Source organism: Streptomyces sp. MMG1533 (assembly GCF_001279775.1).
Lineage (GTDB): Bacteria > Actinomycetota > Actinomycetes > Streptomycetales > Streptomycetaceae > Streptomyces.
On sequence record NZ_LGDG01000145.1, the window covers coordinates 39,781 to 63,897 of the forward strand.

23 protein-coding genes and 1 riboswitch are annotated in these 24,117 nt (G+C 69.3%); of the genes, 10 read left to right on the forward strand and 13 right to left on the reverse strand.

Annotated elements, in window-relative coordinates:
• Window positions 1-13: 13 nt before the first annotated feature.
• Window positions 14-1,300, reverse strand: a complete 1,287-nt coding sequence (locus ADK57_RS16255) for an extracellular solute-binding protein (protein WP_053750178.1) — start codon at window positions 1,298-1,300, stop codon at window positions 14-16.
• 421 nt (window positions 1,301-1,721) lie between these two features.
• Here ADK57_RS16255 and ADK57_RS16260 point away from each other — a divergent pair, with 421 nt between their 5' ends.
• The 8 genes from ADK57_RS16260 (at window position 1,722) to ADK57_RS16295 (ending at window position 11,145) form a co-directional block, all read left to right on the forward strand.
• Complete coding sequence (locus tag ADK57_RS16260; protein ID WP_053750179.1) at window positions 1,722-2,486, forward strand: GntR family transcriptional regulator; 765 nt, start codon at window positions 1,722-1,724, stop codon at window positions 2,484-2,486.
• Window positions 2,487-2,575: 89 nt separating this feature from the next.
• The gene (locus ADK57_RS16265; RefSeq protein WP_053750180.1) at window positions 2,576-4,714 is read left to right on the forward strand and encodes a carbon starvation CstA family protein; all 2,139 of its coding nucleotides are present in this window, start codon (window positions 2,576-2,578) and stop codon (window positions 4,712-4,714) included.
• Window positions 4,686-4,886, forward strand: coding sequence for a YbdD/YjiX family protein (locus ADK57_RS16270; protein WP_053750181.1), 201 nt, complete (start codon window positions 4,686-4,688; stop codon window positions 4,884-4,886). The genes ADK57_RS16265 and ADK57_RS16270 overlap by 29 nt, the downstream gene beginning before the upstream one ends.
• A 115-nt stretch (window positions 4,887-5,001) precedes the next feature.
• Window positions 5,002-5,256 (forward strand): DUF3311 domain-containing protein, encoded by a 255-nt coding sequence (locus tag ADK57_RS16275; protein WP_078973157.1) that lies wholly within the window; start codon window positions 5,002-5,004, stop codon window positions 5,254-5,256.
• Window positions 5,253-6,881 (forward strand): monocarboxylate uptake permease MctP, encoded by a 1,629-nt coding sequence (gene mctP, locus ADK57_RS16280; protein ID WP_053750183.1) that lies wholly within the window; start codon window positions 5,253-5,255, stop codon window positions 6,879-6,881. The genes ADK57_RS16275 and mctP overlap by 4 nt, the downstream gene beginning before the upstream one ends.
• A gap of 72 nt (window positions 6,882-6,953) precedes the next feature.
• Window positions 6,954-7,460 carry a GNAT family N-acetyltransferase gene (locus ADK57_RS16285; RefSeq protein ID WP_053750184.1) on the forward strand — a complete coding sequence of 169 codons (507 nt, stop codon included), beginning with the start codon at window positions 6,954-6,956 and terminating at the stop codon, window positions 7,458-7,460.
• Window positions 7,461-7,537: 77 nt separating this feature from the next.
• Window positions 7,538-7,620: riboswitch (cobalamin riboswitch) on the forward strand.
• A 145-nt stretch (window positions 7,621-7,765) separates the two neighbouring features.
• Window positions 7,766-10,117 carry a ribonucleoside-diphosphate reductase subunit alpha gene (locus ADK57_RS16290; protein ID WP_053750185.1) on the forward strand — a complete coding sequence of 784 codons (2,352 nt, stop codon included), beginning with the start codon at window positions 7,766-7,768 and terminating at the stop codon, window positions 10,115-10,117.
• The gene (locus ADK57_RS16295) at window positions 10,117-11,145 is read left to right on the forward strand and encodes a ribonucleotide-diphosphate reductase subunit beta (protein WP_053750186.1); all 1,029 of its coding nucleotides are present in this window, start codon (window positions 10,117-10,119) and stop codon (window positions 11,143-11,145) included. Before ADK57_RS16290 ends, ADK57_RS16295 begins: the two co-directional genes overlap by 1 nt.
• Window positions 11,146-11,188: 43 nt before the next feature.
• Here the strand turns inward: ADK57_RS16295 and ADK57_RS16300 are convergent, their stop codons facing one another.
• Window positions 11,189-11,986, reverse strand: coding sequence for a hypothetical protein (locus ADK57_RS16300; protein ID WP_234390221.1), 798 nt, complete (start codon window positions 11,984-11,986; stop codon window positions 11,189-11,191).
• A gap of 82 nt (window positions 11,987-12,068) precedes the next feature.
• Window positions 12,069-12,242, reverse strand: coding sequence for a hypothetical protein (locus ADK57_RS49935; RefSeq protein WP_159050075.1), 174 nt, complete (start codon window positions 12,240-12,242; stop codon window positions 12,069-12,071).
• Window positions 12,243-12,335: 93 nt separating this feature from the next.
• On the opposite strand from ADK57_RS49935, the gene ADK57_RS16305 reads away from it, so the two are divergent.
• Window positions 12,336-13,301 carry a GlxA family transcriptional regulator gene (locus ADK57_RS16305; protein WP_053750188.1) on the forward strand — a complete coding sequence of 322 codons (966 nt, stop codon included), beginning with the start codon at window positions 12,336-12,338 and terminating at the stop codon, window positions 13,299-13,301.
• 4 nt (window positions 13,302-13,305) lie between these two features.
• On the opposite strand, the gene ADK57_RS16310 is transcribed toward ADK57_RS16305, so the two are convergent.
• The 10 genes from ADK57_RS16310 to ADK57_RS16355 all read right to left on the reverse strand — a co-directional run bounded on the left by ADK57_RS16310 (window position 13,306) and on the right by ADK57_RS16355 (window position 23,235).
• Window positions 13,306-14,676 carry a cytochrome P450 gene (locus ADK57_RS16310; protein ID WP_053750189.1) on the reverse strand — a complete coding sequence of 457 codons (1,371 nt, stop codon included), beginning with the start codon at window positions 14,674-14,676 and terminating at the stop codon, window positions 13,306-13,308.
• Window positions 14,673-15,758, reverse strand: a complete 1,086-nt coding sequence (gene cyc1 / locus ADK57_RS16315; protein ID WP_107091565.1) for an epi-isozizaene synthase — start codon at window positions 15,756-15,758, stop codon at window positions 14,673-14,675. Before cyc1 ends, ADK57_RS16310 begins: the two co-directional genes overlap by 4 nt.
• Window positions 15,759-16,051: 293 nt before the next feature.
• Window positions 16,052-16,702, reverse strand: coding sequence for a peptide deformylase (gene def, locus ADK57_RS16320; protein WP_053750191.1), 651 nt, complete (start codon window positions 16,700-16,702; stop codon window positions 16,052-16,054).
• Window positions 16,703-16,777: 75 nt separating this feature from the next.
• A complete protein-coding gene (locus ADK57_RS16325; protein ID WP_053750192.1) occupies window positions 16,778-17,758 on the reverse strand; it encodes a tetratricopeptide repeat protein in 981 nt (326 codons plus the stop codon).
• A 104-nt stretch (window positions 17,759-17,862) separates the two neighbouring features.
• Entirely contained in the window at window positions 17,863-19,110 is a 1,248-nt protein-coding gene (locus tag ADK57_RS16330; protein WP_053750193.1) for an HD-GYP domain-containing protein, read from the reverse strand.
• A complete protein-coding gene (locus ADK57_RS16335; RefSeq protein WP_053750194.1) occupies window positions 19,107-20,414 on the reverse strand; it encodes an HD-GYP domain-containing protein in 1,308 nt (435 codons plus the stop codon). The genes ADK57_RS16330 and ADK57_RS16335 overlap by 4 nt, the downstream gene beginning before the upstream one ends.
• A gap of 130 nt (window positions 20,415-20,544) precedes the next feature.
• Window positions 20,545-20,847: a mycothiol system anti-sigma-R factor gene (gene rsrA / locus ADK57_RS16340; RefSeq protein WP_053750195.1), complete on the reverse strand. Its 303-nt coding sequence runs from the start codon at window positions 20,845-20,847 to the stop codon at window positions 20,545-20,547.
• A complete protein-coding gene (sigR, locus tag ADK57_RS16345) occupies window positions 20,844-21,530 on the reverse strand; it encodes an RNA polymerase sigma factor SigR (RefSeq protein ID WP_053750196.1) in 687 nt (228 codons plus the stop codon). The genes rsrA and sigR overlap by 4 nt, the downstream gene beginning before the upstream one ends.
• A gap of 258 nt (window positions 21,531-21,788) precedes the next feature.
• Entirely contained in the window at window positions 21,789-22,418 is a 630-nt protein-coding gene (locus ADK57_RS16350; RefSeq protein ID WP_053750197.1) for an alpha/beta family hydrolase, read from the reverse strand.
• 1 nt (window position 22,419) lies between these two features.
• Complete coding sequence (locus ADK57_RS16355; RefSeq protein ID WP_078973160.1) at window positions 22,420-23,235, reverse strand: SOS response-associated peptidase; 816 nt, start codon at window positions 23,233-23,235, stop codon at window positions 22,420-22,422.
• Window positions 23,236-23,285: 50 nt separating this feature from the next.
• On the opposite strand from ADK57_RS16355, the gene ADK57_RS16360 reads away from it, so the two are divergent.
• The gene (locus tag ADK57_RS16360; protein ID WP_053750199.1) at window positions 23,286-24,008 is read left to right on the forward strand and encodes a M50 family metallopeptidase; all 723 of its coding nucleotides are present in this window, start codon (window positions 23,286-23,288) and stop codon (window positions 24,006-24,008) included.
• Window positions 24,009-24,117: the final 109 nt, after the last annotated feature.

A 24,117-nucleotide genomic window follows, 5' to 3' on the forward strand; every position in this document is an offset into this window, starting at 1 on the left:
GCCCCGCCGGTGGTCACTTGGTGTTGATGACCTTGTCGATCGCGACGTCCGCTTCCTTCGCGGCGGCCTCGACCGACTTCTTGCCGGTGCCGATGCTCTGCAGCATGGTCTGCAGGACCTGGGCCTTCTCGACCTGGCCCCAGCCCGGTGCCATCGGGACGAACCAGTTGGACTCGGCCGCGGTGGCCGGGACCGCCGTCGCCGGGTCGTCCTTCAGCGTGGCGAGGTCGGTCTTGTTGTTGGGCAGGTTGCCCTTGGCGATCAGGCCCTTCTGGCCGGAGGGACCGGTGAAGGCGTTGATCCACTCGGCGGCCACGGCCTGCGCGTCGGACTTCACCGGGACGGCGAGGTCGCTGCCGCCCAGGAAGACGGGCAGGCTCTTGCCGGACGGGCCGGGCATCACGAAGTTCTCGACGTTGCCGGCGAGCTTGCCGGTCTTGTCGTTCTCCTTCGCCGCGGCGGTCGCGCCCTCCCAGGCGGGGGCGAAGATCATGCCGGACTTGCCCTGGCCGTAGACGATGTAGCGGTCGGACTCGTCCTTGGTCTTGTCGCCGTGCATGTACGTGTCGACGACGTTCTTGAACTCCTTCAGGCCCTTGACCGACTCGGGCGAGGAGAGGTTGCCCTTCCACTGGCCGCCGGACTCGACGGCGATGGAGCCGCCGGCGTCGTAGACGAAGGACATGGCCGCGTACCAGTCACGGGTGGGCTGGTACCAGGCGCTGAACTTGTCGCCCTCCTTCTTCTGGACCTCGTCCAGGGCGGCGGTGAGCTCGTCGTACGTCTTCGGGGTGGACTTCACGCCCACCGAGGCGAACAGGTCCTTGCGCCAGTTGGCGACGCGACCGCCCGCGTAGTAGGGAACGCCGTAGGTCTTGTCCTCGTACGTCACCGAGGCCTTGAGGCCGTCCAGCCAGGCGGAGGAGTTGTCGAACTTCGCCGGGTCGAGGGGAGCGAAGGCGCCCTTGACCATGTAGCTCAGCATCTCGGTGTTGCCCATCTCGACCACGTCGGGGGCCTTGTCGGTGGCGAGGACCGCGTCGAGCTTGGCGTTCTTGTCCGGCCAGCCGTAGTACTCGTGGTTGATCTTGATGCCGGGGTGCGCCTTCGTGACCGCGGCGTCGGCCGCCTTCACCAGCTGCGGCCAGTTGTTCTGAGCGTCGACGGTGAGCCAGACGGTCAGCTCCTTGGCGTCCGCCCCGCTCTTGTCCGAACCCCCGCTGCCACTGTCGCCCCCGCACGCCGCGATGGAGACCATCATGCCCGCGATACCGATCGCGGCTATCAGCTTGCGCTTCACGCCACCCTCCTCAGGGATGCCCACGAACCCCCCTGCTCCCTGCGGTGAACGGCGTCGAAAGCACCTACCGCCCATGGGGCCGGGACCTGGACCAATGGTGTAGACCAGTAGGGGGAGCTTGGCCCAGACCAATTGGGCTGTCAAGGGTGTTCAAGCAGGCTCCGGGCGTCCGTTGCGGTACCGAGATATGCAGGGACCTTTCATTCCGCAAGTGACAGACAAGCGACAGATCGGACGGACCATTTCGCGCGTGTAACACCCACCGACCGCACTGCGTGGACTAGACCAGCAGCGATCTCGGGGGTATACAGAGGGGATCACGCAGCGTGCGGGGACATCCCGGTACGCTGCCGTGCCACGATGTGAGCCGTGGCCGACGGGACGTCGGTCGCTTCGGCACCCGGAGCCGGGAAGGCAGAGCATGAGCACCGACGTCAGCAGTGCGGAGAACGAGGGTGGGACGACCGTCCGTACCGCGCGCGTGCCCAAGTACTACCGCCTGAAGAAGCACCTCCTCGACATGACGGAGACGCAGTCGCCCGGCACGCCCGTGCCGCCCGAGCGCACGCTGGCCGCCGAGTTCGACACCTCGCGCACCACCGTCCGCCAGGCCCTTCAGGAACTGGTCGTCGAGGGGCGCCTGGAACGCATCCAGGGCAAGGGCACCTTCGTCGCCAAGCCGAAGGTCTCGCAGGCACTCCAACTCACCTCGTACACCGAGGACATGCGCGCCCAGGGCCTCGAACCCACCTCCCAGCTGCTCGACATCGGCTACATCACCGCCGACGACCGCCTCGCCGGCCTGCTCGACATCACGGCCGGCGGACGGGTGCTGCGCATCGAGCGCCTGCGCATGGCCAACGGCGAGCCGATGGCCATCGAGACGACGCACCTGAGCGCCAAGCGCTTCCCGGCGCTGCGCAGGTCACTGGTCAAGTACACGTCCCTCTACACCGCGCTCGCCGAGGTGTACGACGTCCATCTCGCCGAGGCCGAGGAGACCATCGAGACCTCTCTTGCCACCCCGCGCGAGGCCGGCCTGCTCGGCACCGATGTCGGCCTGCCGATGCTGATGCTGTCCCGGCACTCGGTGGACCGGCAGGGGGAGCCGGTGGAGTGGGTGCGGTCCGTCTACCGGGGAGACCGGTACAAGTTCGTGGCGAGGCTCAAGCGCCCGCAGGACTGAGCACCCTCTCGGTACTGCACGCGGTGTAGCGCAACTGCCCTTCCTGCTCTACGGTCCTCCCGTCGCCGCATGGACGGGAGGACTCCCCGGTGCGTACCGCGAACGTCCGAACCATCGTCGTCTGGACCCTCGTCGCGCTCGTCGGTGCGGCGGGCTGGTCCGTACTCGCGCTCTCCCGGGGCGAGGAGGTCTCGGCCGCCTGGATGGTGGCGGCCGCCCTCGGCTCGTACGCCGTCGCCTATCGCTTCTACTCGAAGTTCATCGCGTACAAGGTGCTCAAGGTCGACCACACCCGGGCGACCCCCGCCGAACGCCTGAACAACGGCATCGACTTCCACCCCACCGACCGCCGGGTCCTGCTCGGCCACCACTTCGCGGCGATCGCCGGCGCCGGACCGCTGGTCGGGCCCGTGCTGGCCGCACAGATGGGCTACCTGCCGGGCACGATCTGGATCATCGTCGGCGTCATCTTCGCGGGCGCGGTCCAGGACATGGTGGTGCTGTTCTTCTCCACACGCCGGGACGGCAGGTCGCTCGGCCAGATGGCACGCGAGGAGATCGGCCCGTTCGGCGGGGCGGCGGCGCTGCTCGCCGCCTTCGCCATCATGATCATCCTGCTCGGCGTGCTGGCCCTGGTCATCGTGAACGCCCTGGCCGCCTCGCCGTGGGGCACCTTCTCCATCGCGATGACCATCCCGATCGCCCTACTGATGGGCTTCTACCTGCGGGTCCTGCGCCCCGGCCGGGTCACCGAGGTCTCGCTGATCGGCGTGGGACTGCTGCTGCTCGCGCTGGTCTCGGGCCGCTGGGTCGCCGAGTCGTCGTGGGCGGACGCCTTCACGCTCGCGCCGTCCACACTGGTCGTCTGGCTGGTGGCGTACGGCTTCATCGCCTCGATCCTGCCGGTGTGGATGCTGCTCGCGCCCCGCGACTACCTCTCCACCTTCATGAAGATCGGCACGATCGCCCTGCTCGCCCTCGGTGTCGTCATCGCGCTGCCGACGCTGAAGATGGACCCGGTCACCGACTTCGCCTCGCGCGGCGACGGCCCGGTCTTCGCGGGATCCCTGTTCCCCTTCGTCTTCATCACCATCGCCTGCGGCGCCCTGTCCGGCTTCCACTCCCTGATCTCCTCCGGTACGACACCGAAGATGATCCAGAAGGAGACACAGGTCCGGATGATCGGCTACGGCTCCATGCTGATGGAGTCGTCGGTCGCCGTGATGGCGCTGGTCGCGGCGAGCATCATCGACCCCGGTCTCTACTTCGCGATGAACGCGCCCGCGGGGGCGATCGGGACGACGGTCGAAAGCGCCTCGCAGGTGGTGACCGGTTGGGGCTACTCCATCTCCCCCGCCGACCTCGCCCGGGCGGCGAAGGACGTCGAGGAGTCGACCCTGCTCTCCCGCACCGGAGGCGCGCCCACGCTCGCCGTCGGCGTCTCGCAGATCTTCTCCGAGGTGACGGGTGGAGGCCTCAAGGCCTTCTGGTATCACTTCGCGATCATGTTCGAGGCGCTGTTCATCCTGACCGCACTGGACGCCGGCACCCGCGTGGGCCGGTTCATGCTCCAGGACATGCTGGGCAACGTCTACCGGCCCTTCAAGAACGTCAGCTGGAAGCCCGGCCTGGTCGGCACCAGCGCGGTGGTGTGCGGACTGTGGGGCTACTTCCTGTGGGTCGGCGTCCACGAACCCCTCGGCGGCATCAACCAGCTCTTCCCGATCTTCGGCATCTCCAACCAGCTCCTCGCGGCCGTCGCCCTGGCCGTCTGCACGACCCTGCTCGTCAAGTCGGGACGCCTCAAGTGGGCCTGGATCACCGGGATTCCGCTCGCCTGGGACGCGACGGTCACGCTGACCGCGAGCTGGCAGAAGGTGTTCTCCAGCGACCCGAAGGTCGGCTTCTTCAAGCAACGCTCGGTCTTCCGGGACGCGATCGACCGGGGCGAGGTGCTGCCGCCCGCCAAGAACATGGGCGACATGCACACCGTGGTCACCAACTCCACGGTGGACGGCGTCCTGGCAGCCGTCCTCGCCGTGCTGATCGTCGTCGTGATCGTGGACGCGGTCCGGGTGTGCATCCGGCACGTACGCCGCCCCGCGCTGTCCACGCTCAGCGAGGCGACGTACGTCGAGTCGAAGATCGTCGCCCCGGCCGGGCTGTTCCCGACGAGCGAGGAGAAGGAGGAGGAGCGCAGTGCGGTCGGCACTCGTACGGGCCCTTAGGGGCGTGCGCTGGTACGTACGGGAGTTGACCGACGAGTCGGCGTACGACCGCTATGTCGCGCACGTACGCAAGGAGCATCCTCAGGCGCCGGTGCCGTCCCGGCGCGACTTCGAGCGGATGCGCACGGACCGGCAGGAAGCCGACCCCCGGCAGGGGTTCCGCTGCTGCTGAGGGCGGACACAGAACCGCCACATACCGATATGCGAACGAGACTTCCGCTCTCCTGACACCGTCGCCTAGATTGCCTGCGCATCGCAGATGATCAGTGAGGAAACGGAGCCGCGGTATGTCCAATGCGCCTGAAGTGAGACCACCGGTGGTGACACCGGTCCGCGTGGTCATCGCGCTCTGCCTCTTCGCACCGTTCGTGGCGATGCTGTGGGTGGGTTCGTACGCGAAGGTCGACCCCGCCTTCATCGGTATCCCGTTCTTCTACTGGTACCAGATGGCGTGGGTGCTGATCTCCACGGCGCTGACGATGATCGCGTACAAGCTGTGGCGCCGTGACCAGAGCGGCCGTCAGGAAGGTGCCGACAAGTGAACGACGGCGTGAACGGCGTCGCACTCGCCGTCTTCATCTTCTTCTTCCTGGCCGTCACGATCCTGGGCTTCCTGGCCGCGCGCTGGCGCAAGGCCGAGAACGAGCACAGCCTCGACGAATGGGGCCTGGGCGGCCGGTCGTTCGGCACCTGGATCACCTGGTTCCTGCTCGGCGGCGACCTGTACACGGCGTACACCTTCGTCGCCGTACCGGCGGCGATCTACGCGGCGGGCGCGGCCGGCTTCTTCGCGGTGCCCTACACGATTCTGATCTACCCGCTGATCTTCACGTTCCTGCCCCGCCTGTGGTCGGTCTCGCACAAGCACGGCTACGTGACGACCTCGGACTTCGTGCGCGGCCGCTTCGGCTCGAAGGGCCTGTCCCTCGCCGTGGCCGTCACCGGCATCCTCGCGACCATGCCGTACATCGCGCTCCAACTGGTCGGCATCCAGGCCGTCCTCGACGTGATGGGCGTCGGCGGCGGCGAGGACACCAACTGGTTCGTCAAGGACCTGCCGCTGCTGATCGCCTTCGGCGTGCTGGCCGCGTACACCTACTCCTCGGGCCTCCGCGCCCCCGCGCTGATCGCGTTCGTGAAGGACACGCTGATCTACATCGTCATCGCGGTGGCGATCATCTACATCCCGATCAAGCTGGGCGGCTTCGACGAGATCTTCGCCAGGGCGAGCGAGGCGTACAGCCAGCCCAACCCGGCGACGGGCGCCCCGCGCGGGGCGCTGGTCCCGGCTCAGGCGGGCCAATGGACGTACGCCACACTGGCGTTGGGCTCCGCCCTCGCGCTCTTCATGTACCCGCACTCGATCACGGCGACGCTGTCCTCGAAGAGCCGTGAGGTGATCCGCCGCAACACCACCATCCTGCCGCTGTACTCGCTGATGCTGGGCCTGCTGGCGCTGCTGGGCTTCATGGCGATCGCGGCCGGAGTCAAGGTCACCAACGGGCAGTTGGCGATCCCGCAGCTGTTCGAGAACATGTTCCCGGACTGGTTCGCGGGCGTGGCCTTCGCGGCGATCGGCATCGGTGCGCTGGTGCCGGCGGCGATCATGTCGATCGCGGCCGCGAACCTCTTCACCCGCAACATCTACAAGGACTTCATCAAGCCCGACGCCACGCCGCAGCAGGAGACCAAGGTCTCCAAGCTGGTGTCCCTGCTGGTGAAGGTGGGCGCGCTGGTCTTCGTCCTCACCATGGACAAGACCGTCGCCATCAACTTCCAGCTCCTCGGCGGCATCTGGATCCTGCAGACCTTCCCGGCCCTGGTCGGCGGCCTGTTCACCCGCTGGTTCCACCGCTGGGCCCTGCTCGCCGGCTGGGCGGTCGGCATGGCCTACGGCACGCTCGCCGCGTACGGCGTCGCCTCGCCGACGCAGAAGCACTTCGGCGGCTCGGCCAAGGAGATCCCCGGCATCGGCGAGATCGGCTACATCGGCCTGACGGCGTTCGTGCTGAACGTGGTCGTCACGGTAGTCCTCACCTTCGTCCTGAAGGCGCTGAAGGCCCCCGAGGGCGTCGACGAGACGTCCCCGGAGGACTACACGGCGGACGCGGGCGACCCGGGAGTGCAGGTGGAGCTGCCGCCGGCAACCGCGGGCGCCGGGCACTGAGTCGTACGTCGTCACGGGCCGTCGGAGAAATCCGGCGGCCCGTTGCCGTGCCCCTGATGCACACTGCGCGGCATGGACATCGTGATCCGGCAGGCAGAACCCCACGAGTACGCAGCCCTCGGCGACATCACCGCCCAGGCCTACCTCCGGGACGGCCTCCTCGACTTCGGCGAGAGCGACGAGTACCTCGGTGAGCTGAAGGACGTGGCCAAGCGGGCGGCGGCCGCCGAGGTCCTCGTGGCCCTGGAGAACGGCCGTCTCCTCGGCGGCGTGACCTTCGTGCCGTCCGGCGGCCCCATGGCCGACATCGCCGCCCCCGGCGAGGCAGAGATCCGCATGCTCGCGGTCGCCCGCGGCGCTCGCGGGCGGGGCGCGGGCGAGGCCCTCGTCAGAGCGTGCACGGAACGGGCACGCGCCGTCGACGGGTGCGTACGCATCGTCCTGTCGACCCAGCGGACCATGCACGCCGCCCACCGGATCTACGAACGCCTGGGCTTCGTCCGCACACCCGAGCGCGACTGGAATCCCCTGCCGCACCTCGACGACATCACGCTTCTCACCTATCAGTTGACGCTCTGAAACCAGCGCGACACAACATATGGGGGTGCTGTCCTCGCCTGGCACAAGATGTATGCTCATGCTCGCTGTCGCCGCAGGGGAATCCGGTGCGAATCCGGAACTGTCCCGCAACGGTGTACTCATGCGTGCATATGCGCGCATGAGAGTCAGTCCGAGGACCTGTCGACAGTGCGCCCGGCCATCAGGCCCGGGTGCCATGACGTCCGGGCCTCGTGGAGTGGGCCGGTGGACGCGACGCCGTGTGCGCTCGTGTGCTGCCGTCTGCCCTCCGCAAGGCCCCCGTGCCGAGCGAGGGAGAGCCCCACGTGACCATCGCGCCAGCAGACCCGGCTTCAGTGACTCCGGTGGCCGACGACGGTCCCGGGACCGCGTTGCTGCGGACCCTGACCGAGCTGACCGCCGACCTCCCCGACGCCGACCCCGGCCGGGTCGCCGCCGCCGCGCTGCGCGGCCGGTCCGCGCGGGCGGACGGGACGGAACTGCGCGAGCTGGCCACCGAGGCGGCCGCCGGCCTCATCTCCGAGGACCCCGCCTACTCGCGGCTCGCCGCCCGGCTGCTGACGATCAGTATCCGCGCCGAGGCCGCCTCCCAGGGCGTCACGTCCTTCACGGACTCGGTCGCGGTGGGCCACCGCGAGGGTCTCATCGCCGACCGTACGGCCGAGTTCGTGCGGGTCCACGCCGACCGCCTCGACGCACTGGTCGACACCCACGCCGACGACCGCTTCGGGTACTTCGGCCTGCGCACGCTCCACAGCCGCTATCTGCTCCGGCACCCGATCACCCGGCGCGTGATCGAGACGCCCCAGCACTTCATGCTCAGGGTGGCCTCCGGCCTCGCCGAGGACGACACGGCAAGGGCCGTCGACGAAGTCGCCGCGCTCTACCGGCTCATGAGCCGCCTCGACTACCTTCCTTCCTCCCCCACCCTCTTCAACTCCGGCACCCGGCACCCCCAGATGTCGTCCTGCTACCTCCTCGACTCCCCGAAGGACGAGCTGGACTCCATCTACGACCGCTACCACCAGGTCGCCCGGCTCTCCAAGCACGCGGGCGGCATCGGCATCGCGTACTCCCGCATCCGCTCCCGCGGTTCACTGATCCGGGGCACGAACGGGCACTCCAACGGCATCGTCCCGTTCCTGAAGACCCTCGACGCCTCGGTCGCCGCCGTGAACCAGGGCGGCCGGCGCAAGGGCGCGGCCGCGGTCTACCTGGAGACCTGGCACTCCGACATCGAGGAGTTCCTTGAGCTGCGGGACAACACCGGTGAGGACGCCCGCCGTACGCACAACCTGAACCTCGCGCACTGGATCCCGGACGAGTTCATGCGGCGCGTGAACGCCGACGCGCAGTGGTCGCTGTTCTCCCCGGCCGACGTGCCCGAGCTGGTCGACCTGTGGGGCGAGGAGTTCGACGCGGCGTACCGCAAGGCGGAGGCGCAGGGGCTCGCCCGCAGGACCATCCCCGCCCGGGACCTGTACGGCCGCATGATGCGCGCCCTCGCGCAGACCGGCAACGGCTGGATGACCTTCAAGGACGCCGCCAACCGCACCGCCAACCAGACGGCCGAGCCGGGCCATGTCGTCCACTCCTCCAACCTCTGCACGGAGATCCTGGAGGTCACGGACGACGGGGAGACGGCGGTCTGCAACCTGGGATCGGTGAACCTGGGCGCGTTCGTGGTCGGTCAGGACATCGACTGGGAGCGGCTGGACGAGACCGTCCGCACCGCCGTCACCTTCCTCGACCGAGTCGTCGACATCAACTTCTACCCGACCGAGCAGGCGGGCCGCTCCAACGCCAAGTGGCGCCCGGTCGGCCTCGGCGCGATGGGTCTCCAGGACGTCTTCTTCCAGCTGCGTCTGCCCTTCGACTCACCCGAGGCCAAGTCCCTCTCCACGCGCATCGCCGAGCGCATCATGCTCGCCGCGTACGAGGCCTCCGCCGACCTCGCCGAGCGCAACGGCCCGCTGCCGGCCTGGGAGAAGACCCGCACGGCCAAGGGCGTTCTGCACCCCGACCACTACGACGCCGAGCTGACCTGGCCGGAGCGCTGGGCGGCCCTGCGGGCGCGCATCGCCACTACCGGCATGCGCAACTCCCTCCTCCTCGCGATCGCGCCGACCGCCACCATCGCGTCGATCGCGGGCGTGTACGAGTGCATCGAGCCGCAGGTGTCCAACCTGTTCAAGCGGGAGACGCTGTCCGGCGAGTTCCTCCAGGTCAACTCGTATCTGGTCAGGGAACTGAAGGAGCTGGGCGTCTGGGACGCCCGCACCCGTGAGGCGCTGCGCGAGGCGAACGGCTCGGTGCAGGGCTTCGCCTGGATCCCTCAGGACGTACGGGCGCTGTACCGCACGGCGTGGGAGATCCCCCAGCGCGGCCTGATCGACATGGCGGCGGCCCGCACCCCGTTCCTGGACCAGTCCCAGTCCCTGAACCTGTTCCTGGAGACGCCGACCATCGGCAAGCTCTCCTCGATGTACGCGTACGCCTGGAAGTCGGGCCTGAAGACGACGTACTACCTGCGCTCGCGCCCGGCGACCCGCATCGCCCGCGCGGCCCGGGCCGCTGTCCCCGTCCAGCAGCCGGCACCCGAAGACGCCGTCGCCTGCTCCCTGGAAAACCCCGAGTCCTGCGAGGCCTGCCAGTAATGTCCAGCGAAGCCAAGACCGTGCCTTCCAAGAACCTGCTCGACCCCGGCTTCGAGCTGACTCTCCGCCCCATGCGCTACCCGGACTTCTACGAGCGCTACCGGGACGCCATCAAGAACACCTGGACCGTCGAGGAGGTCGACCTCCACTCGGACGTCGCCGACCTGGCGAAGCTGTCCCAGGGCGAGCAGCACATGATCGGCCGGCTGGTCGCGTTCTTCGCGACGGGCGACTCGATCGTCGCGAACAACCTCGTGCTGACCCTGTACAAGCACATCAACTCCCCCGAGGCGCGCCTGTACCTGAGCAGGCAGCTGTTCGAGGAGGCCGTCCATGTCCAGTTCTACCTGACCCTCCTGGACACCTACCTCCCCGACCCGGAGGACCGGGCGGCCGCCTTCGACGCCGTGGAGAACATCCCCTCCATCCGCGAGAAGGCCGAGTTCTGCTTCAAGTGGATCAACGAGGTCGAGAAGCTGGACCGCCTGGAGACGCAGGCCGACCGCCGCCGCTTCCTGCTCAACCTCATCTGCTTCGCCGCGTGCATCGAGGGCCTGTTCTTCTACGGCGCCTTCGCTTACGTCTACTGGTTCCGCAGCCGGGGTCTGCTGCACGGTCTGGCCACCGGCACCAACTGGGTGTTCCGGGACGAGACGATGCACATGAGCTTCGCCTTCGAGGTGGTCGACACCGTCCGCAAGGAGGAGCCGGAGCTGTTCGACGACCGGCTTCGGCAGCAGGTCGTCGACATGCTGAAGGAGGCCGTCGAGGCCGAGCTGCAGTTCGCGCGCGACCTGTGCGGTGACGGCCTCCCGGGCATGAACACCGACTCCATGCGCCAGTACCTGGAGTGCGTCGCCGACCAGCGCCTGTCGCGCCTCGGCTTCGCCCCGGTGTTCGGCTCGGAGAATCCCTTCTCCTTCATGGAGCTCCAGGGTGTTCAGGAGCTGACCAACTTCTTCGAGCGGCGTCCGTCGGCGTACCAGGTCGCGGTGGAGGGCACCGTCGACCTGGACGAGGACTTCTAGGGCCTGTCCTGGCCCCGGTTCGCCGAGGCCACTCGAGCCGAGGTCACTTGAGGGTGACCGCGTCCCCGGCCGACACGACCCTCGCGGTCGTCGTCGTGCCGGGGAAGTACCAGCGCCAGCTGCCCGCCTTCGTGACGGTCACCTTGGTGCTGAGCTTGCCGTGGGCGCCCGTCTTCACGGTCTTGACCGTGCTGTAGTGGGCGGCACCGGCCGGACGGTACTGGAGTTTGACCGACTGGCCGGTGAACCCGTGGTACTCCAGGCTCTCCCAGTCGGCCCGGATCAGCTTGCCGTTGACGGTGAGCTGGGCCCCCTTGGCGACCGGCTCGGGGGTCGCGTCCGTGGTCAGCTTCGAGGCGCGCTTGACCTTGTACTCGGCGATGTGGTCGGAGATCCAGTAGTCGCCGTCCTTCGCCTTGACGGTGGCGTTGACCTGCCAGACGCCGGCGACCCTGTTGGAGTCGATGTCGTCGCTGTCGGCGATCCAGCGGGGATCGACGGTCATGGTGGCCGTGCACACCGAGGTCGTCGACGACTTCTTCACGCAGGTCGAGTCGCCGTCCCAGGTGACGAAGCCGTAGCCGTTGGACGTGTTGAACGTACTGACGTCCGTGATCCCCTTGACGCCCGAGTCGTCCTTGATCGTCACGGAGATCGGGTACTTGACGGTCTTCGACGTGCCGATGAGAACGTTGTTCCCGCCGTTGACCACAGTCTTCGTGACCCTGACGTCGCCCCGCCCCTCCGCGTGGGCGCCGGTGGCCGTCACGAGTACGAGGGCCGCGGCCCCGCCCGCCACGGCCCAGGTTCTGCCGCGCCCGGGGCGCGTTGTGTGTCTCATGATCCTCCCCTGATGGTGAGGAGAGGCTACACACGAGGTCGGACAGTGTCGTACAGGTTTGCGATCAGGACGATCGGGCCTGTCAGGCCGCGCGGGCCATGGGGCGGCCGGCCCGGCGGCGCTCCTGCGCCTCCTTGATCTGGCGGTCGATACGTCGCTCGTGGAGGACGCCGATCACCGCCGGGGTGATCATCAGGACCAGGATCCCGAGGACGGCCAGCATTCCGATGAGTCCTTGCAGCTGTGTCGTATCCATGGACACCACTGTGGCGCCGGACACTCCTTACCAACAGTGGCAGGACTGCCGTGGACCATCGATTTACTGCCACCTTCGAGGCACACTGGCAGCATGCTGAACAACGTGGCCACCGTCCTGCTCAACGGCGTGCACCCCTTCGAACTCGGCGTCGTCTGCGAGGTCTTCGGCATCGACCGCAGCGACGAGGGCCTGCCGGCCTACGACTTCGCCGTCGTCTCGGCGGAGGGCCCCTCGCTGGGCACCCACGTCGGCGGCCTCACCGTCTCCACGCCGTACGGCCTCGACCGGCTGGAGGAGGCCGACCTGATCGCCGTACCGGCCGGGAGCGACTACGTCACGCGCGACTATCCGCCCGAGCTCCTGGGCTCCCTGGTCCGAGCCGTCGACCGCGGTGCCCGGGTGCTCAGCGTCTGCTCCGGCGTCTTCGTGCTCGGCGCCGCCGGGCTGCTGGACGGACGGCGGTGCAGCGTGCACTGGCGGCAGGCGGAGGAGTTGGCCCGGCGCTATCCGAAGGCGATCATCGAGCCGGACGTGCTGTACGTCGACGAGGACCCGGTGATCACCTCGGCCGGCACCGCGGCCGGCATCGACGCCTGTCTGCACATCGTGCGCAAGGAGCAGGGACCCGAGGCCGCCAACAAGATCGCCCGGCGGATGGTCGTACCGCCCCACCGGGACGGCGGACAGGCCCAGTACATCGAGCGGCCGCTGCCCCGGTCGCAGTGCGACACCGTCGGCGAGGTGCTGGTGTGGATGGAGCAGCACCTCGACGAGGAGGTCACCGTCGAGCAGCTCGCCGACCGCGCCCACATGTCACCGCGCACCTTCGCCCGTCGCTTCCAGCAGGAGACGGGGACGACTCCCTACCGCTGGATCCTGCGCCAACGCGTGCTGCTGGCCCAGCGGTTGCTGGAGGCGACGGACGAGACGGTGGACGCGATCGCCGGTCGAACGGGGTTCGGGAACGCGGCCGCGCTGCGTCACCAGTTCGTCCGGTCGGTGGGCACCACCCCGAACGCCTACAGGCGCACCTTCCGGGGCCCCGAAGCGGCCTGATCCCTCACCGCGGGACCGGCTTCAGCAGCAGCCGCTGCGGACGCAGCGTGATCCCCACCCGGGTCGCGTCGTCGGACCCGGGCACCTGCTCGAAGCGGTACCTCGTCGACAGCGCCGCCGTGACGAGCGTCAGCTGGGCCATCGAGAAGTGGTCGCTGGGGCACTTGCGGTTGCCCACGCTGAACGGGCTCATCGCGTATTTCGGCACGTCCTTGGCCCGGTCCGGAAGCCAGCGGTCGGGGTCGAACGTCAGGTTGTCCGCATAGGACCGTCCGTCGCGCTGGATCGCATACGGGCTGTAGACGATGTCCGCACCGGCCGGAATGCGATACCCGCCGAGTTCGGTGTCCCGCACCGCCCTACGCGTCAAAATCCATACGGCGGGCCGCAAACGCAAGGCTTCGACGACGACATTGTTCGTGTGCCTGAGCGTCCGGACGTCCTCGAATGCCACCGGGCGCCCACCGGTGACGGATTCGACTTCCGCGCACACCCGGTCCGCGTGTTCCGGATGTTCGGCCAGGACCTGGAGCAGCCACATGATCGTGGACGCGACGGTTTCGCTGCCGGGCGTGAGGATGGCCACCACCTGATCGTGGATCTCCTGTTCCCCGATGGGGTCGCCATTCTCGTCCTTCGCCTCCAGCAATGCCGTCAGCAAATCGTCCGGCTTTTGACCAGACGCCCTCCGCTCGGCGACGATCTCGTCGACGAGGAGATGCAAATCGGCCAGGGCGCGGTTGAATTGGCGATTGGCCGGAAGCGGCAGCCGGTAGAGCGGCCCGGCGGGTATCACCATCCGCCGGTACATGCCCCGGAAGACGGTGGCGAGGGCGACACACAGCCGCTCGGCCCGCTCGTCCATGAAGTCGCCGCGCAACAGACAGCGGGCCGCGATGCGCACCGCGATCCGGAACGACTCGGAGGTGCAGTCGACGGTCTCACCGGTCTTCCAGCGCTCGGTCAGCGCGTGCGCCTCCTCCTCCATGATCGGCCCGTACGCGGGGATGGCGTCGAGCCGGAAGGCGGGCTGGATGGTGCGCCGCTGGCGCCGGTGCGTGGGCCCGTTGGCGGTGGCCACGCCCTCCTTGCCGAGCAGGCCCTCCAGCGACTCCCACAACGGGCCGGAGATGATGTAGTCGCTGCTCAGCGCCAGGGCTCCGGTGAGGGCAGGCGCGGTGACGGCGTACACCGTCTTGGGGCCGAGCTTCAGGCGTACGACGTCGCCGTGGTCGCGCAGCCGGGCCATGAAGCCGAGCGGGTCGCGCGCCAGCTTCCAGCCGTGGCCGAGGACCGGGACACCGCCGCCCGCCAGGGGCGGCTCGCGCAGCTCCCGAACCTCCGGGGTCGCGGGCTTCACAGATTCGACGGTCATTTCTCACCTGCCGCTTCGTTGTTGACGTACGGGGGCGTGGACCGGTCGTCCCAGCTGTCGACCATGTACCGGCCGGACTCGTGGTGGAACCAGTAGACGGTGCTGAACCAGTTCCGCATATTGCAGACACAGGCCCGCACCGCGGCGCTCAGTTCCTTTCCGCGCACCGTTCCGTCGGCGAGGTCGTCGGCGAAACGCAAGGCGTCCTGTTCGGCGACCAGAAATTCGTCCACGCATTCCTCGACGCGTCGCCTGACTTCGGCAACCGCTTCTTCCAGAGTCAGCCCCTGGTGTTTGATGAGGCTGATTCCGAGATTGTGCACCTCGTCGCCCGCTATTTCCTTGGGGAGTGAGCAGAGGTCGTTGTACCAGGCGGCGAATTCCTGGCTGAGCAACGCCGCCCGCCGATATGCCGGGTGTTTTCGTATGCCGTCCGGGAGTTCGCAGCCCGCGGTCGGCTCCAGCAGATCGGTCCAGATCCAGTGCGCGAAGGTGAGCCGCCGCAGCGCGAGATAGTCCTCGACCGTGGGGACGACACCTTCGGTGCGGTTGCGGAATTCCCGGTCGTAGGCCTCGATCACCTGGTGGAAGTGCCGGGCGAACCGGGTGTTCCAGGTCTGCGGCAGGAACGAGTACAGCCGCAGCACACTGTCCGCGAACCCGGCGACCAGCGAGTCCTCGTGGTGCAGATGGGTCCGTGGGGAGTCGAGGGCCAGGTGCAGGCGGAACCTGAGCCGCCGCCAGGCGGCCGGACGGCCGTGCACGATGTCACGGTCGTGACGGTCGTCCCAGACGAAGAACCACGCGCTGTAGTCCGCTATCGCCTGGAGGACCTCGTCGGGGGCGCCGATGTAGTACCCCGCCATGAGGTCCGTGTAGCACAGACCATCGGCATATTCCTCCACCTTGTCCGCAGGCATGAGCCGTTTTTCCAACAGCCAGATGCGTGTCTTCTCTTGGAGCCTGGGCCAATACGGATGCAGTTGCCTGGGAAACGCTGTCTCGATCACCGGGAGAGAGAGCGATGGTGGAACCCCGATCGCCGTCGGTGTCGATGTGGTGCTGTGTGGGAAAGCAGGCACGAACAAACCCCTTCCAGCCGCCAGTTGGCGCACGCACCTCTCCCGTTGTGCCGGGCGTGCGCCGTTGCGTATCCCCGCACATCCCATTCAGCACCACAACTGACCATTCTGGGAACGGATTTGCTCCATTCACTACCCCACAGTGCTGAGATCTCCCCCTTGCGTGACTGGTTCTGGATCACCGGAAGAGCGCAAGCGGTCGAGTGTGCGAAGGACAGACGAACGGCGCCCGGTCGGGAAGGTTCTCCTGACCGGACGCCGTACGTAAGGGAGTTGTGGGGCGGCAGGGGCACTCAGTCGTTGGCGACCACGGGGTAGCGGGGCTCGTTCTCGGCCATCTGCCGCAGCGCGTCCTTGCGTTCACGCTTGGAGAGCCGGTCGATGTAGAGGTACCCGTACAGGTGATCGGTCTCGTGCTGCAAACACCGAGCGAAGTAGCCGGTGCCACGCACCTTGACCGGGTTGCCCTTCTCGTCCTGCCCGGTCACCTCGGCGTAGTCCGGCCGGGCGAGCGGCGCGTACGCGGTGGGCACCGACAGACAGCCCTCGTTGCTGTCGTCCAGCCGGCGCCGGTCGGCGGGCAGGTCGACGAGCTTCGGGTTGCAGACGACACCGACGTGCCGCTTGCCCTCGTCGTCCATGCAGTCGTACACGAAGACCTTCAGGTCGACGCCGATCTGGTTGGCGGCCAGGCCCACGCCCTCGGCGGTGCGCTGGGAGGCGAACATGTCCGCGATCAGCTGGTCCAGCTCCGCGCCGAAGTCGGTGACGTCCTTGCACTCCTTGTGCAGGACCGGGTTCCCGACCACCGTGATCGGCCGCGAGGTGCCGCGCTCACGCCAGGCGTTCTCGCGCTCCTCCGGGTCCTCGGTGTCGATGACGAAGCCCTCGTCGTCCACGGGGAGCACGCCCGTGTGCTGCTGATCGGTGTCCTGCTGCGCCATGACCGACGTATGCCTTCCTGCATGCCTGGGAAATCTGCGAGTACAGCCTAAAGGGGACGGCGAGGCGCCACGGCCTCAGCAGACCTCTTCGAGGTCCCGCCAGTCCCGGGAATCCGGGCTGTCCGCGACCCAACCGTCCAGCAGCCCCCGGACCAGCGAGGCCGGCGCAGCCACCCCGCACTCCCGCTCCGGCACCCACAGCTGCCCGTCCGTCACATGGCCGAGCGGCCCCGGATGCCCGGGCTCGCTGTGGTCGTGCGGGTCGAGATGCTCCCCGTCGCCCTCGTCGGACGGCATCCGGGACTCGGAGCACATCCGGCACAGCAGCCGTACGGACGAGGACCAGTCCTCCGCGGCGAAGCCGGCGTCGGCCGCGAGCTGCTCCAGGGCGTCCCGGTCGGCCTCGGTGGCGGCCTCCAGGAGGACCACCCAGGTGGGCACGGGCGAGGGCGCCCACAGCTCGATCTCGTCGAACACCGGGTAGGAGTGCCCGGCGGCGGTGGTCCGCTCCCCGTGGGGCACGCCGTCGTGCAGCACGACCTCGCCCCAGCGCCGCCCGGACGAGGGCAGCGGGATGGACAGCACCTCGATGCGCGCGGGGTCCAGCCGGCGCCCCCACACCACCTCGGCCTCGCCCTCCGGGGACAGCCGGACGGCCGCACTGCCGAGGTCCATCCCGACGGGCTCGCCGGAGGCGGTGGCACCGCCCGGCACCCGCAGCCCGTACGCCTGCCAGGACCGCCGGGCCAGCGGCCAGTCCTGCAGGGCGGTGGCCGCGATGCCGACGTTCCACCAGTCAGGTGCGCCGGTCTCCCGGTCGAGCAGGGCCACGGCCCTGAGGCCGGCCGCCCGGGCCTGTTCCCAGTCGTGCCGGAACTTGTGGAGGAGGGCCAGGTTGAACCAGGACTCGGACAGCCAGGGCTCCAGGTCGGCGGCGCGCGTGAGCAGCGCCCCCGCGTCCTCGTACCGACCGTCCCCGATCAGCGTGAACGCACGGTCGGTGGCCTGCCGCCAGGAGGCGGAGGGCCGGTGCCGTCCCTTGCCGAAGATCCTCACGATTCCCGCCTGCCAGTTCCGTTCAGTGGGCTGGCTGTGCCCCCGGACACCCTCTCAATCGCATCCAACCACGTACGGCTGGAAGGGCGCTCATTACCCATGGGTTACCCAGCCATGGGCAGGGTCAGACAGTCCCGCGACAGGACGCGGGCCAGCGCTTCGACGACCTCGGGCGCGTACTCCTCCGCGGTCGCCAGCCGCAGCTCCTCCAGCGCCGTCAGCGGCCCGCCGGGCCCGGCGTCCCGGGCCTTCTCCTCGTACGCGTTCACGGCCCGGACCACCCGCGCGGCGACCGGCTGCTCCCGCCAGGGGTCGGCCTGCCGCTCCACGACCATCGCCACCTGCGGATTCACCCCGGTCTGCCGTACGACCGCCCCGCCGAGCAGTGCGATCCGGCGCTGTTCCTGGGCGGGCAGCCCGGCCGTGGCGCCCGCCGGCACCGGATCGACGAGGCTGAGCTGCCCGATGTCGTGCATCAGGGCCGCGTACTCCAGCACGGTCAGCTCCGGCTCGGTGAGCCCCAGGTCCCGCCCCACGGCCTGCCCGAGCGCGGCGACCCGGCGGGCGTGCCCGGCCGGGGTGTACCCGGCGACCTCGGTGGCCCGGGCGAGGGAGGCGATGGTCTGCCGGTAGGTGCCCCGGACGGCCGCGTACCGCCGGAAGGACATCTGGGTGAGCAGCAGGGGCAGCGAGAACACGGGCAGCGCCCACAGCCCCACCACGGCGACCGCCAGCGCCATCACGGCCCCCGTCGCGCAGACGGCGGACCCGATCCCCAGCAGCGCCCGCAGCTCGTCCCGCAGCAGCGGCCCGAAGGGCCACCGGGTGCGGGAGTGCGCCAGCGCGGCGGCGAGCACGGTGTCGCACAGGGCGGTGAGGGAGAGCAGCGCGAGCAGCAGCAGCGCGTAGGCGGGCCCGCCCCAGCGGCTGAACATCCCCTGGCTGTACAGGGGATGGAAGCAGACGGCGGTGAACCCGACGGTGAGCACCCGCCGGGCGAGATGGTCGAGCGTCCCGCGCTGCCCCCGCGCGATGTGCGGCACGGCGCCGAGGAGGGCGGCGGCGAGGACGACGGTGACGACCTGGGGCACTCCGTGCTGCGTCGGCTCCCCCGCGTCCGCCCCCAGCAGGGCGTACGACAAGGCCCCCGCGGCCCCGAGCGGCGCGGCCTCCCTGACCTGTGCCCCGGTCCACCGGCTCAGCTCGCCGACGGTGACGAGCACCCCGAAGGCGAGGGCGATGCCCCGGTCGTCGAGGCCGGTCCAGAGGGTGACGGCGAGGGAGAGGGCGGCGAGGAGGACGGCGGCGGTGTGGACGAGCGCGAGCAGGAAGGGGGGCCGTCGGCAGCTCATCGACGTGCTCTCTCTTGGCCGGGCACCGAGGGACGGGGACGCGGCGGCCGGGCTTCGTCGGCGGTCACGGCAGGGCGCCAGCCGTACCGACCCAGCGCTCTGACCAGGCCTTCCACCATCCGGGGGTCGAACTGCGTCCCCGCACAGCGCTCCAGCTCCTCCAGGGCGACGGGGACGGGCCGGGCCCTTCGGTAGGAGCGGGTCGACGTCATCGCGTCGAAGGCGTCCGCCACCGCCACCACCCGGGCCGACTCCGGGATCTGGCCCCCGACCAGTCCGTACGGATAGCCGCTCCCGTCCAGTCGCTCATGGTGATGCAGCACCGCCGCCCGGGCCTCCCCGAGGAACGAGATCCCCCGCACCATCTCGTGCCCGTACTCGGGATGCAGCTCGATCACGCGCCGCTCCTCGGGAGTCAGCGGCCCGTCCTTGCGCAACAACCGCGTGGGAACGCCCAGCTTCCCCACGTCGTGCAGGATCCCGGCGAACCGCAGCACCTCGACACGCTCGTCGGGCATCCCCAGTTCGCGCGCGATCATCATCGACGCCTGGCCGACCCGCTCGCTGTGCCCGCGCGTGTATTGGTCCTTGATGTCGACGGCCTGCACGAGCGCCCGGATCGTCGCCTGATGCGCGGCCCTCTCGCGGTGGTACTGGGCGAACACCCACCAGGACACACACATCGGCAGCAGCACGAGCAGGGCGGCGACGGGCCCGTACGGGCTGCGCCACAGCACGGCCATCATCAGCCCGGCGAGCCCGTGCACGACACCGGGTGCGAGCGACCGTACGAACAGGCCCCGCCAGGCCCGGCGTACCGGCACCCGCTCGGCGAACGCCAGGATCCCCCCGTCGAGCACGGTCAGCACCAGGCAGAACGCCAGCACCGCGGCCCCGGCGGGCGCCAGCGCGTCCGGGAAGTCGGAGGCGACGACGGCGTCCCGACCGTCCAGTGCCCAGTGCACCCGGGCGGCCACCCACACGCCGACGACGAGCTGGGCGGCCCGCCAGATCCGGCGCAGCCGTCGCGGCCGCTGCTCGACCCCGGACAGCAGCGCCCCCGGCAGCGCCACCAGTGCGGCGGCGGGCGGGGACAGCAGAAAGGCCCCGGCGAGCAGCACGGGGTGGAACGTTCCGGCGAACCGCCACCGGGCGGCGCCCCACTCGCAGCCGGCGTACAGCCCGGCGAGCAGGAGGACCGCCCACCAGGGCGTCCGCACGGCCGGCGGCGGAAGCAGACAGCACAGGGCGCCGAGGACCACACAGGCCACGTACACACGCGCCCGTGCCGGAATCGCCTCCATACACGCCTCCCCCGGCTCCGGCCATGACTGTCCAGCGTCCGGAGCCTAAGTCGGCGAGGGGGGAGTCCGCGGGCCGATGTCCCGCGGATTAGCACGTTCGAGTGATGACAGCCCGTTCCCGGGCGGGAGTTCAGGACTCCTGCGGGGTCGCTGTCACGTCATGCTCGGGCACGGCCTGCCCGGAGCGGATCAGGTCGATCCGCCCCATGACCTTGGAGCGCAGGTCGGTCGGCACGTCGTCCTGTCCGCAGCACCGCTTGACCAGCTTCTTCACGGCCTGCTCCAGGCCGTACTTCTCCAGGCACGGCGAGCACTCCTCGAAGTGGTGCTCGAACTTGGTGCAGTCGGCGTCCGGCATCTCCCGGTCGAGGAACTCGTAGAGATGGTCCAGCACTTCACTGCAGTCCGTTTCGTGCGGCTCTCCGCAGCTCATGAGCCCGAGCCTTTCGCTTCGTTCGACTCTCCGGCACCGGCCGGGACCAGTCCGCGCTCGCGGGCGTAGTCCTCGAGCATGCCGCGCAGTTGACGGCGGCCCCGGTGCAGCCGGGACATCACCGTACCGATGGGTGTCCCCATGATGTCCGCGATCTCCTTGTACGCAAAGCCCTCTACATCGGCGAGATAGACGGCGATGCGGAACTCCTCGGGGATCGCCTGCAGCGCCGACTTCACGTCCGAGTCGGGCAGGTGGTCGAGCGCCTGCGACTCGGCGGAGCGCAGACCGGTCGACATGTGCGACTCGGCGCGCGCGAGCTGCCAGTCCTCGATCTCCTCGGCCGCGGAGCGCTGGGGTTCGCGCTGCTTCTTGCGGTACGAGTTGATGAAGGTGTTGGTGAGGATGCGGTACAGCCACGCCTTGAGGTTGGTGCCCTCGCGGAACTGGTGGAAGGACGCGTACGCCTTGGCATACGTCTCCTGCACCAGGTCCTCGGCGTCGGCCGGGTTGCGCGTCATGCGCAGCGCCGCCGAGTACATCTGGTCGAGGAACTCGAGCGCGTCCCGCTCGAAGCGCGCGCTGCGCTCCGCGGTCGACTCCGCGCTCGTGCCGCCCTGGCCCTCGGGCTGCTCCGCCTGGCCTTGTTCGGTCCCTGCGTCGGTACCGGGAACCGGACCCACCTCCTCAAGATTCCGGGCGGGGCCGAGACCGGTCCCACCAGAATCGGAGGATAGACGACGATCCGTACCCGCCGCCGCCCGAATAGGCGTGGCCTTGGCCGCGTGCAGCACCGTCCAGTCCAGGTCGGCGCGGCTGCTGCGGCTCGGGCAGTAGGTCGAACCCATGCGGCGGACTTCCTCTCCTACGACGTCGGTGCCGGTTTCCTCAGCACTTCTGTCCCGCTCAACAGAGGTCCGCTCCTCAACATTCCCGAGGCTTTACCCGAGTGACCCGGCCCACCTCGCGACACCGTCGGTGACGATCGCCACGGCCTGGTCCTGATCGAGGGGCGCCCGCTTGGGCACGGCGAAGCCGTGATCGCCGTGCGGCACCTCGATCAGTTCGTACGCTCCCTCGGGGAACTCCTCCGGCTTCCCGAACGGGTCGTTGCCGCCCTGGACGACGAGTGTGGGCACCCCGGCGCCGAGCAGTTCCCCGGCGCGGGACTTCTCCGGCCTGCCCGGCGGGTGCAGCGGGAAGCTGAGCGCGAGGACGGCGTGCGCGCCGAGCTCGACGGCCGTACGGCAGGCGACCCGGGCACCGGCGCTGCGGCCACCGGAGATCACCGGCAGGCCGGGCTCGGCAAGGGCGGGCCAGATGCCCCGCCACCCCACGTCGAGGGTCTTCGGCGCGGGCGCCACCTTCTTGCCGGCGACCCGCCAGGGCTGCTCGACGAGGGCGACGGTGACGCCGTGTTCCGGGAGGACCCGTGCGAGCGCCTGGAGGTCGCGGGCCTCGATGCCGCCGCCGGCGCCATGGCTGACGGCCAGCAGCAGCCGGGGATCCTTCGCCTCGTACCAGGTGATGCGGGCGGTACCCGCATCCGTCTCGATGGTCTCTTTCGTCACGTCAGAAGAGTGTGCCCTCTTCGGGGCCCTCAAGCTCCTTCAGCAGCTCCGGTCCGTTGTTGCGGACATTGCTGACCGCCGTGGAGACGGGGTACGCGCGCATCATCCCGGCGGGCGGCGGGGCGAGCAGCTCACGCAGGTCGTCCGGGTCCGTGCGGGACGGGTCGAGCCAGGTGTCCCATCGGTCCGGCGTCAGCATCAGCGGCATCCGCGGGTGGATGTCGGCGAGCGCATACGGCCCGTCCGCGGGGGCGACCGCCAGCGGGGTCGTCTCCGCCTCCGTGGTGATCACCGAGCACGTCACCCACCATGCCTGAGGGTGGTCGTCGGGCAGGGTCTTGTCCCGCCAGAACTCGTACAGCCCGGCCATCGCGAACACCGCCCCGTCGGCGGGGAGCACGAAGTACGGCTGCTTGCGCGGCCGCTTCTTCTTCCCCTCGACCTCCAGATCCCGCTCCTGCGGACCGGTGACCCACTCGTAGTAGCCGTCGGCGGGGATGATGCAGCGCCGGGAGGCGAAGGCACGGCGGTACGACGGCTTCTCGTGGACGGTCTCCGCGCGGGCGTTGATCATCCGGGCGCCGCCCTCGGGGGTCTTCGCCCAGGACGGGACCAGCCCCCACTTGAGCTTGCGCAGCTGTCGAACCGGCTTCGGGTCCTCCACGTCCTTCAAAGGACGGTCCAGGACGGCGTAGACCTCCTTGGTCGGGGCCACGTTGTAATCGGGCGCCAAGGTCTCCTCGGGTTCCCACTTCTCGATCTCAAAGATTCCTGCGAGATCCTCGGGCCCACGACTCGCTGCATACCGTCCGCACATACGTGCCACACTGCCAGATTCGACAAGACCTACGGGAGCCACAGCCGACAATGCACACCATCGCATCCGACTCGCTTGCCTCCCTCTGGGACGAGGTCCTCGGCAGCCAGCCCGACCCCGACCTCTGGGTGGTGTTCGCGACCCTCGTCGCCGCGCTCGCCGTGGTCGTCCCACACGTCCTGTGGCGCATCGCGCGCAACGCCATCACCATCGCCCACGAGGGCGGCCACGGCCTGATCGCCCTGCTCACCGGCCGCACCCTCACCGGCATACGCCTCCACTCCGACACCAGCGGCCTCACCGTCAGCCGCGGCAAGCCGCACGGCATCGGCATGATCCTCACCGCGGCCGCCGGCTACACCGCTCCCCCGCTCCTCGGCCTCGGCGGCGCCGCCCTCCTCGGCGCCGGTCACATCACCGCCCTGCTGTGGCTGGCGACGCTCCTGCTGGTGGCGATGCTGGTGATGATCCGCAACGCGTACGGCGCCCTGACGGTCCTCCTCACCGGCGGCACGTTCGTGGTGGTGTCCTGGCTGGCGGGACCACAGGTGCAGGCGGCGTTCGCGTACGCGGTGGTGTGGTTCCTGCTGATCGGCGGGGTGCGCCCGGCGTTCGAGCTCCAGGCGAAGAGGGCGCGCGGAGGGGCCGGGGACTCGGACGCGGACCAGTTGTCGCGGCTGACGCATGTTCCGGCCGGCCTGTGGCTCTTCCTGTTCCACGCGGTCTCGCTGTGTTCCCTGATAGGCGGCGGCCGCTGGTTGCTGGAGGGCTGACGCGCCCCTATCAGGGGTGCGGGGTCGTATCGATGTGCGGCTTCCCCGCGGGGCGCGACCAGCCACAACGGCGCCGCACTCGAAGTACGGCCGACCATTAAAGTGGGGC

Excerpts from the sequence above, each read along its gene's own strand:
- ADK57_RS16260 (WP_053750179.1), top strand. The coding sequence starts at position 1,722 with ATGAGCACCGACGTCAGCAGTGCGGAGAACGAGGGTGGGACGACCGTC.
- ADK57_RS16275 (WP_078973157.1), top strand. The coding sequence starts at position 5,002 with ATGTCCAATGCGCCTGAAGTGAGACCACCGGTGGTGACACCGGTCCGC.
- ADK57_RS16285 (WP_053750184.1), top strand. The coding sequence starts at position 6,954 with ATGGACATCGTGATCCGGCAGGCAGAACCCCACGAGTACGCAGCCCTC.
- ADK57_RS16295 (WP_053750186.1), top strand. The coding sequence starts at position 10,117 with ATGTCCAGCGAAGCCAAGACCGTGCCTTCCAAGAACCTGCTCGACCCC.
- ADK57_RS16300 (WP_234390221.1), bottom strand. The coding sequence starts at position 11,986 with ATGAGACACACAACGCGCCCCGGGCGCGGCAGAACCTGGGCCGTGGCG.
- ADK57_RS49935 (WP_159050075.1), bottom strand. The coding sequence starts at position 12,242 with ATGGATACGACACAGCTGCAAGGACTCATCGGAATGCTGGCCGTCCTC.
- ADK57_RS16305 (WP_053750188.1), top strand. The coding sequence starts at position 12,336 with ATGCTGAACAACGTGGCCACCGTCCTGCTCAACGGCGTGCACCCCTTC.
- ADK57_RS16310 (WP_053750189.1), bottom strand. The coding sequence starts at position 14,676 with ATGACCGTCGAATCTGTGAAGCCCGCGACCCCGGAGGTTCGGGAGCTG.
- def (WP_053750191.1), bottom strand. The coding sequence starts at position 16,702 with ATGGCGCAGCAGGACACCGATCAGCAGCACACGGGCGTGCTCCCCGTG.
- ADK57_RS16330 (WP_053750193.1), bottom strand. The coding sequence starts at position 19,110 with ATGAGCTGCCGACGGCCCCCCTTCCTGCTCGCGCTCGTCCACACCGCC.
- ADK57_RS16335 (WP_053750194.1), bottom strand. The coding sequence starts at position 20,414 with ATGGAGGCGATTCCGGCACGGGCGCGTGTGTACGTGGCCTGTGTGGTC.
- rsrA (WP_053750195.1), bottom strand. The coding sequence starts at position 20,847 with ATGAGCTGCGGAGAGCCGCACGAAACGGACTGCAGTGAAGTGCTGGAC.
- ADK57_RS16355 (WP_078973160.1), bottom strand. The coding sequence starts at position 23,235 with ATGTGCGGACGGTATGCAGCGAGTCGTGGGCCCGAGGATCTCGCAGGA.
- ADK57_RS16360 (WP_053750199.1), top strand. The coding sequence starts at position 23,286 with ATGCACACCATCGCATCCGACTCGCTTGCCTCCCTCTGGGACGAGGTC.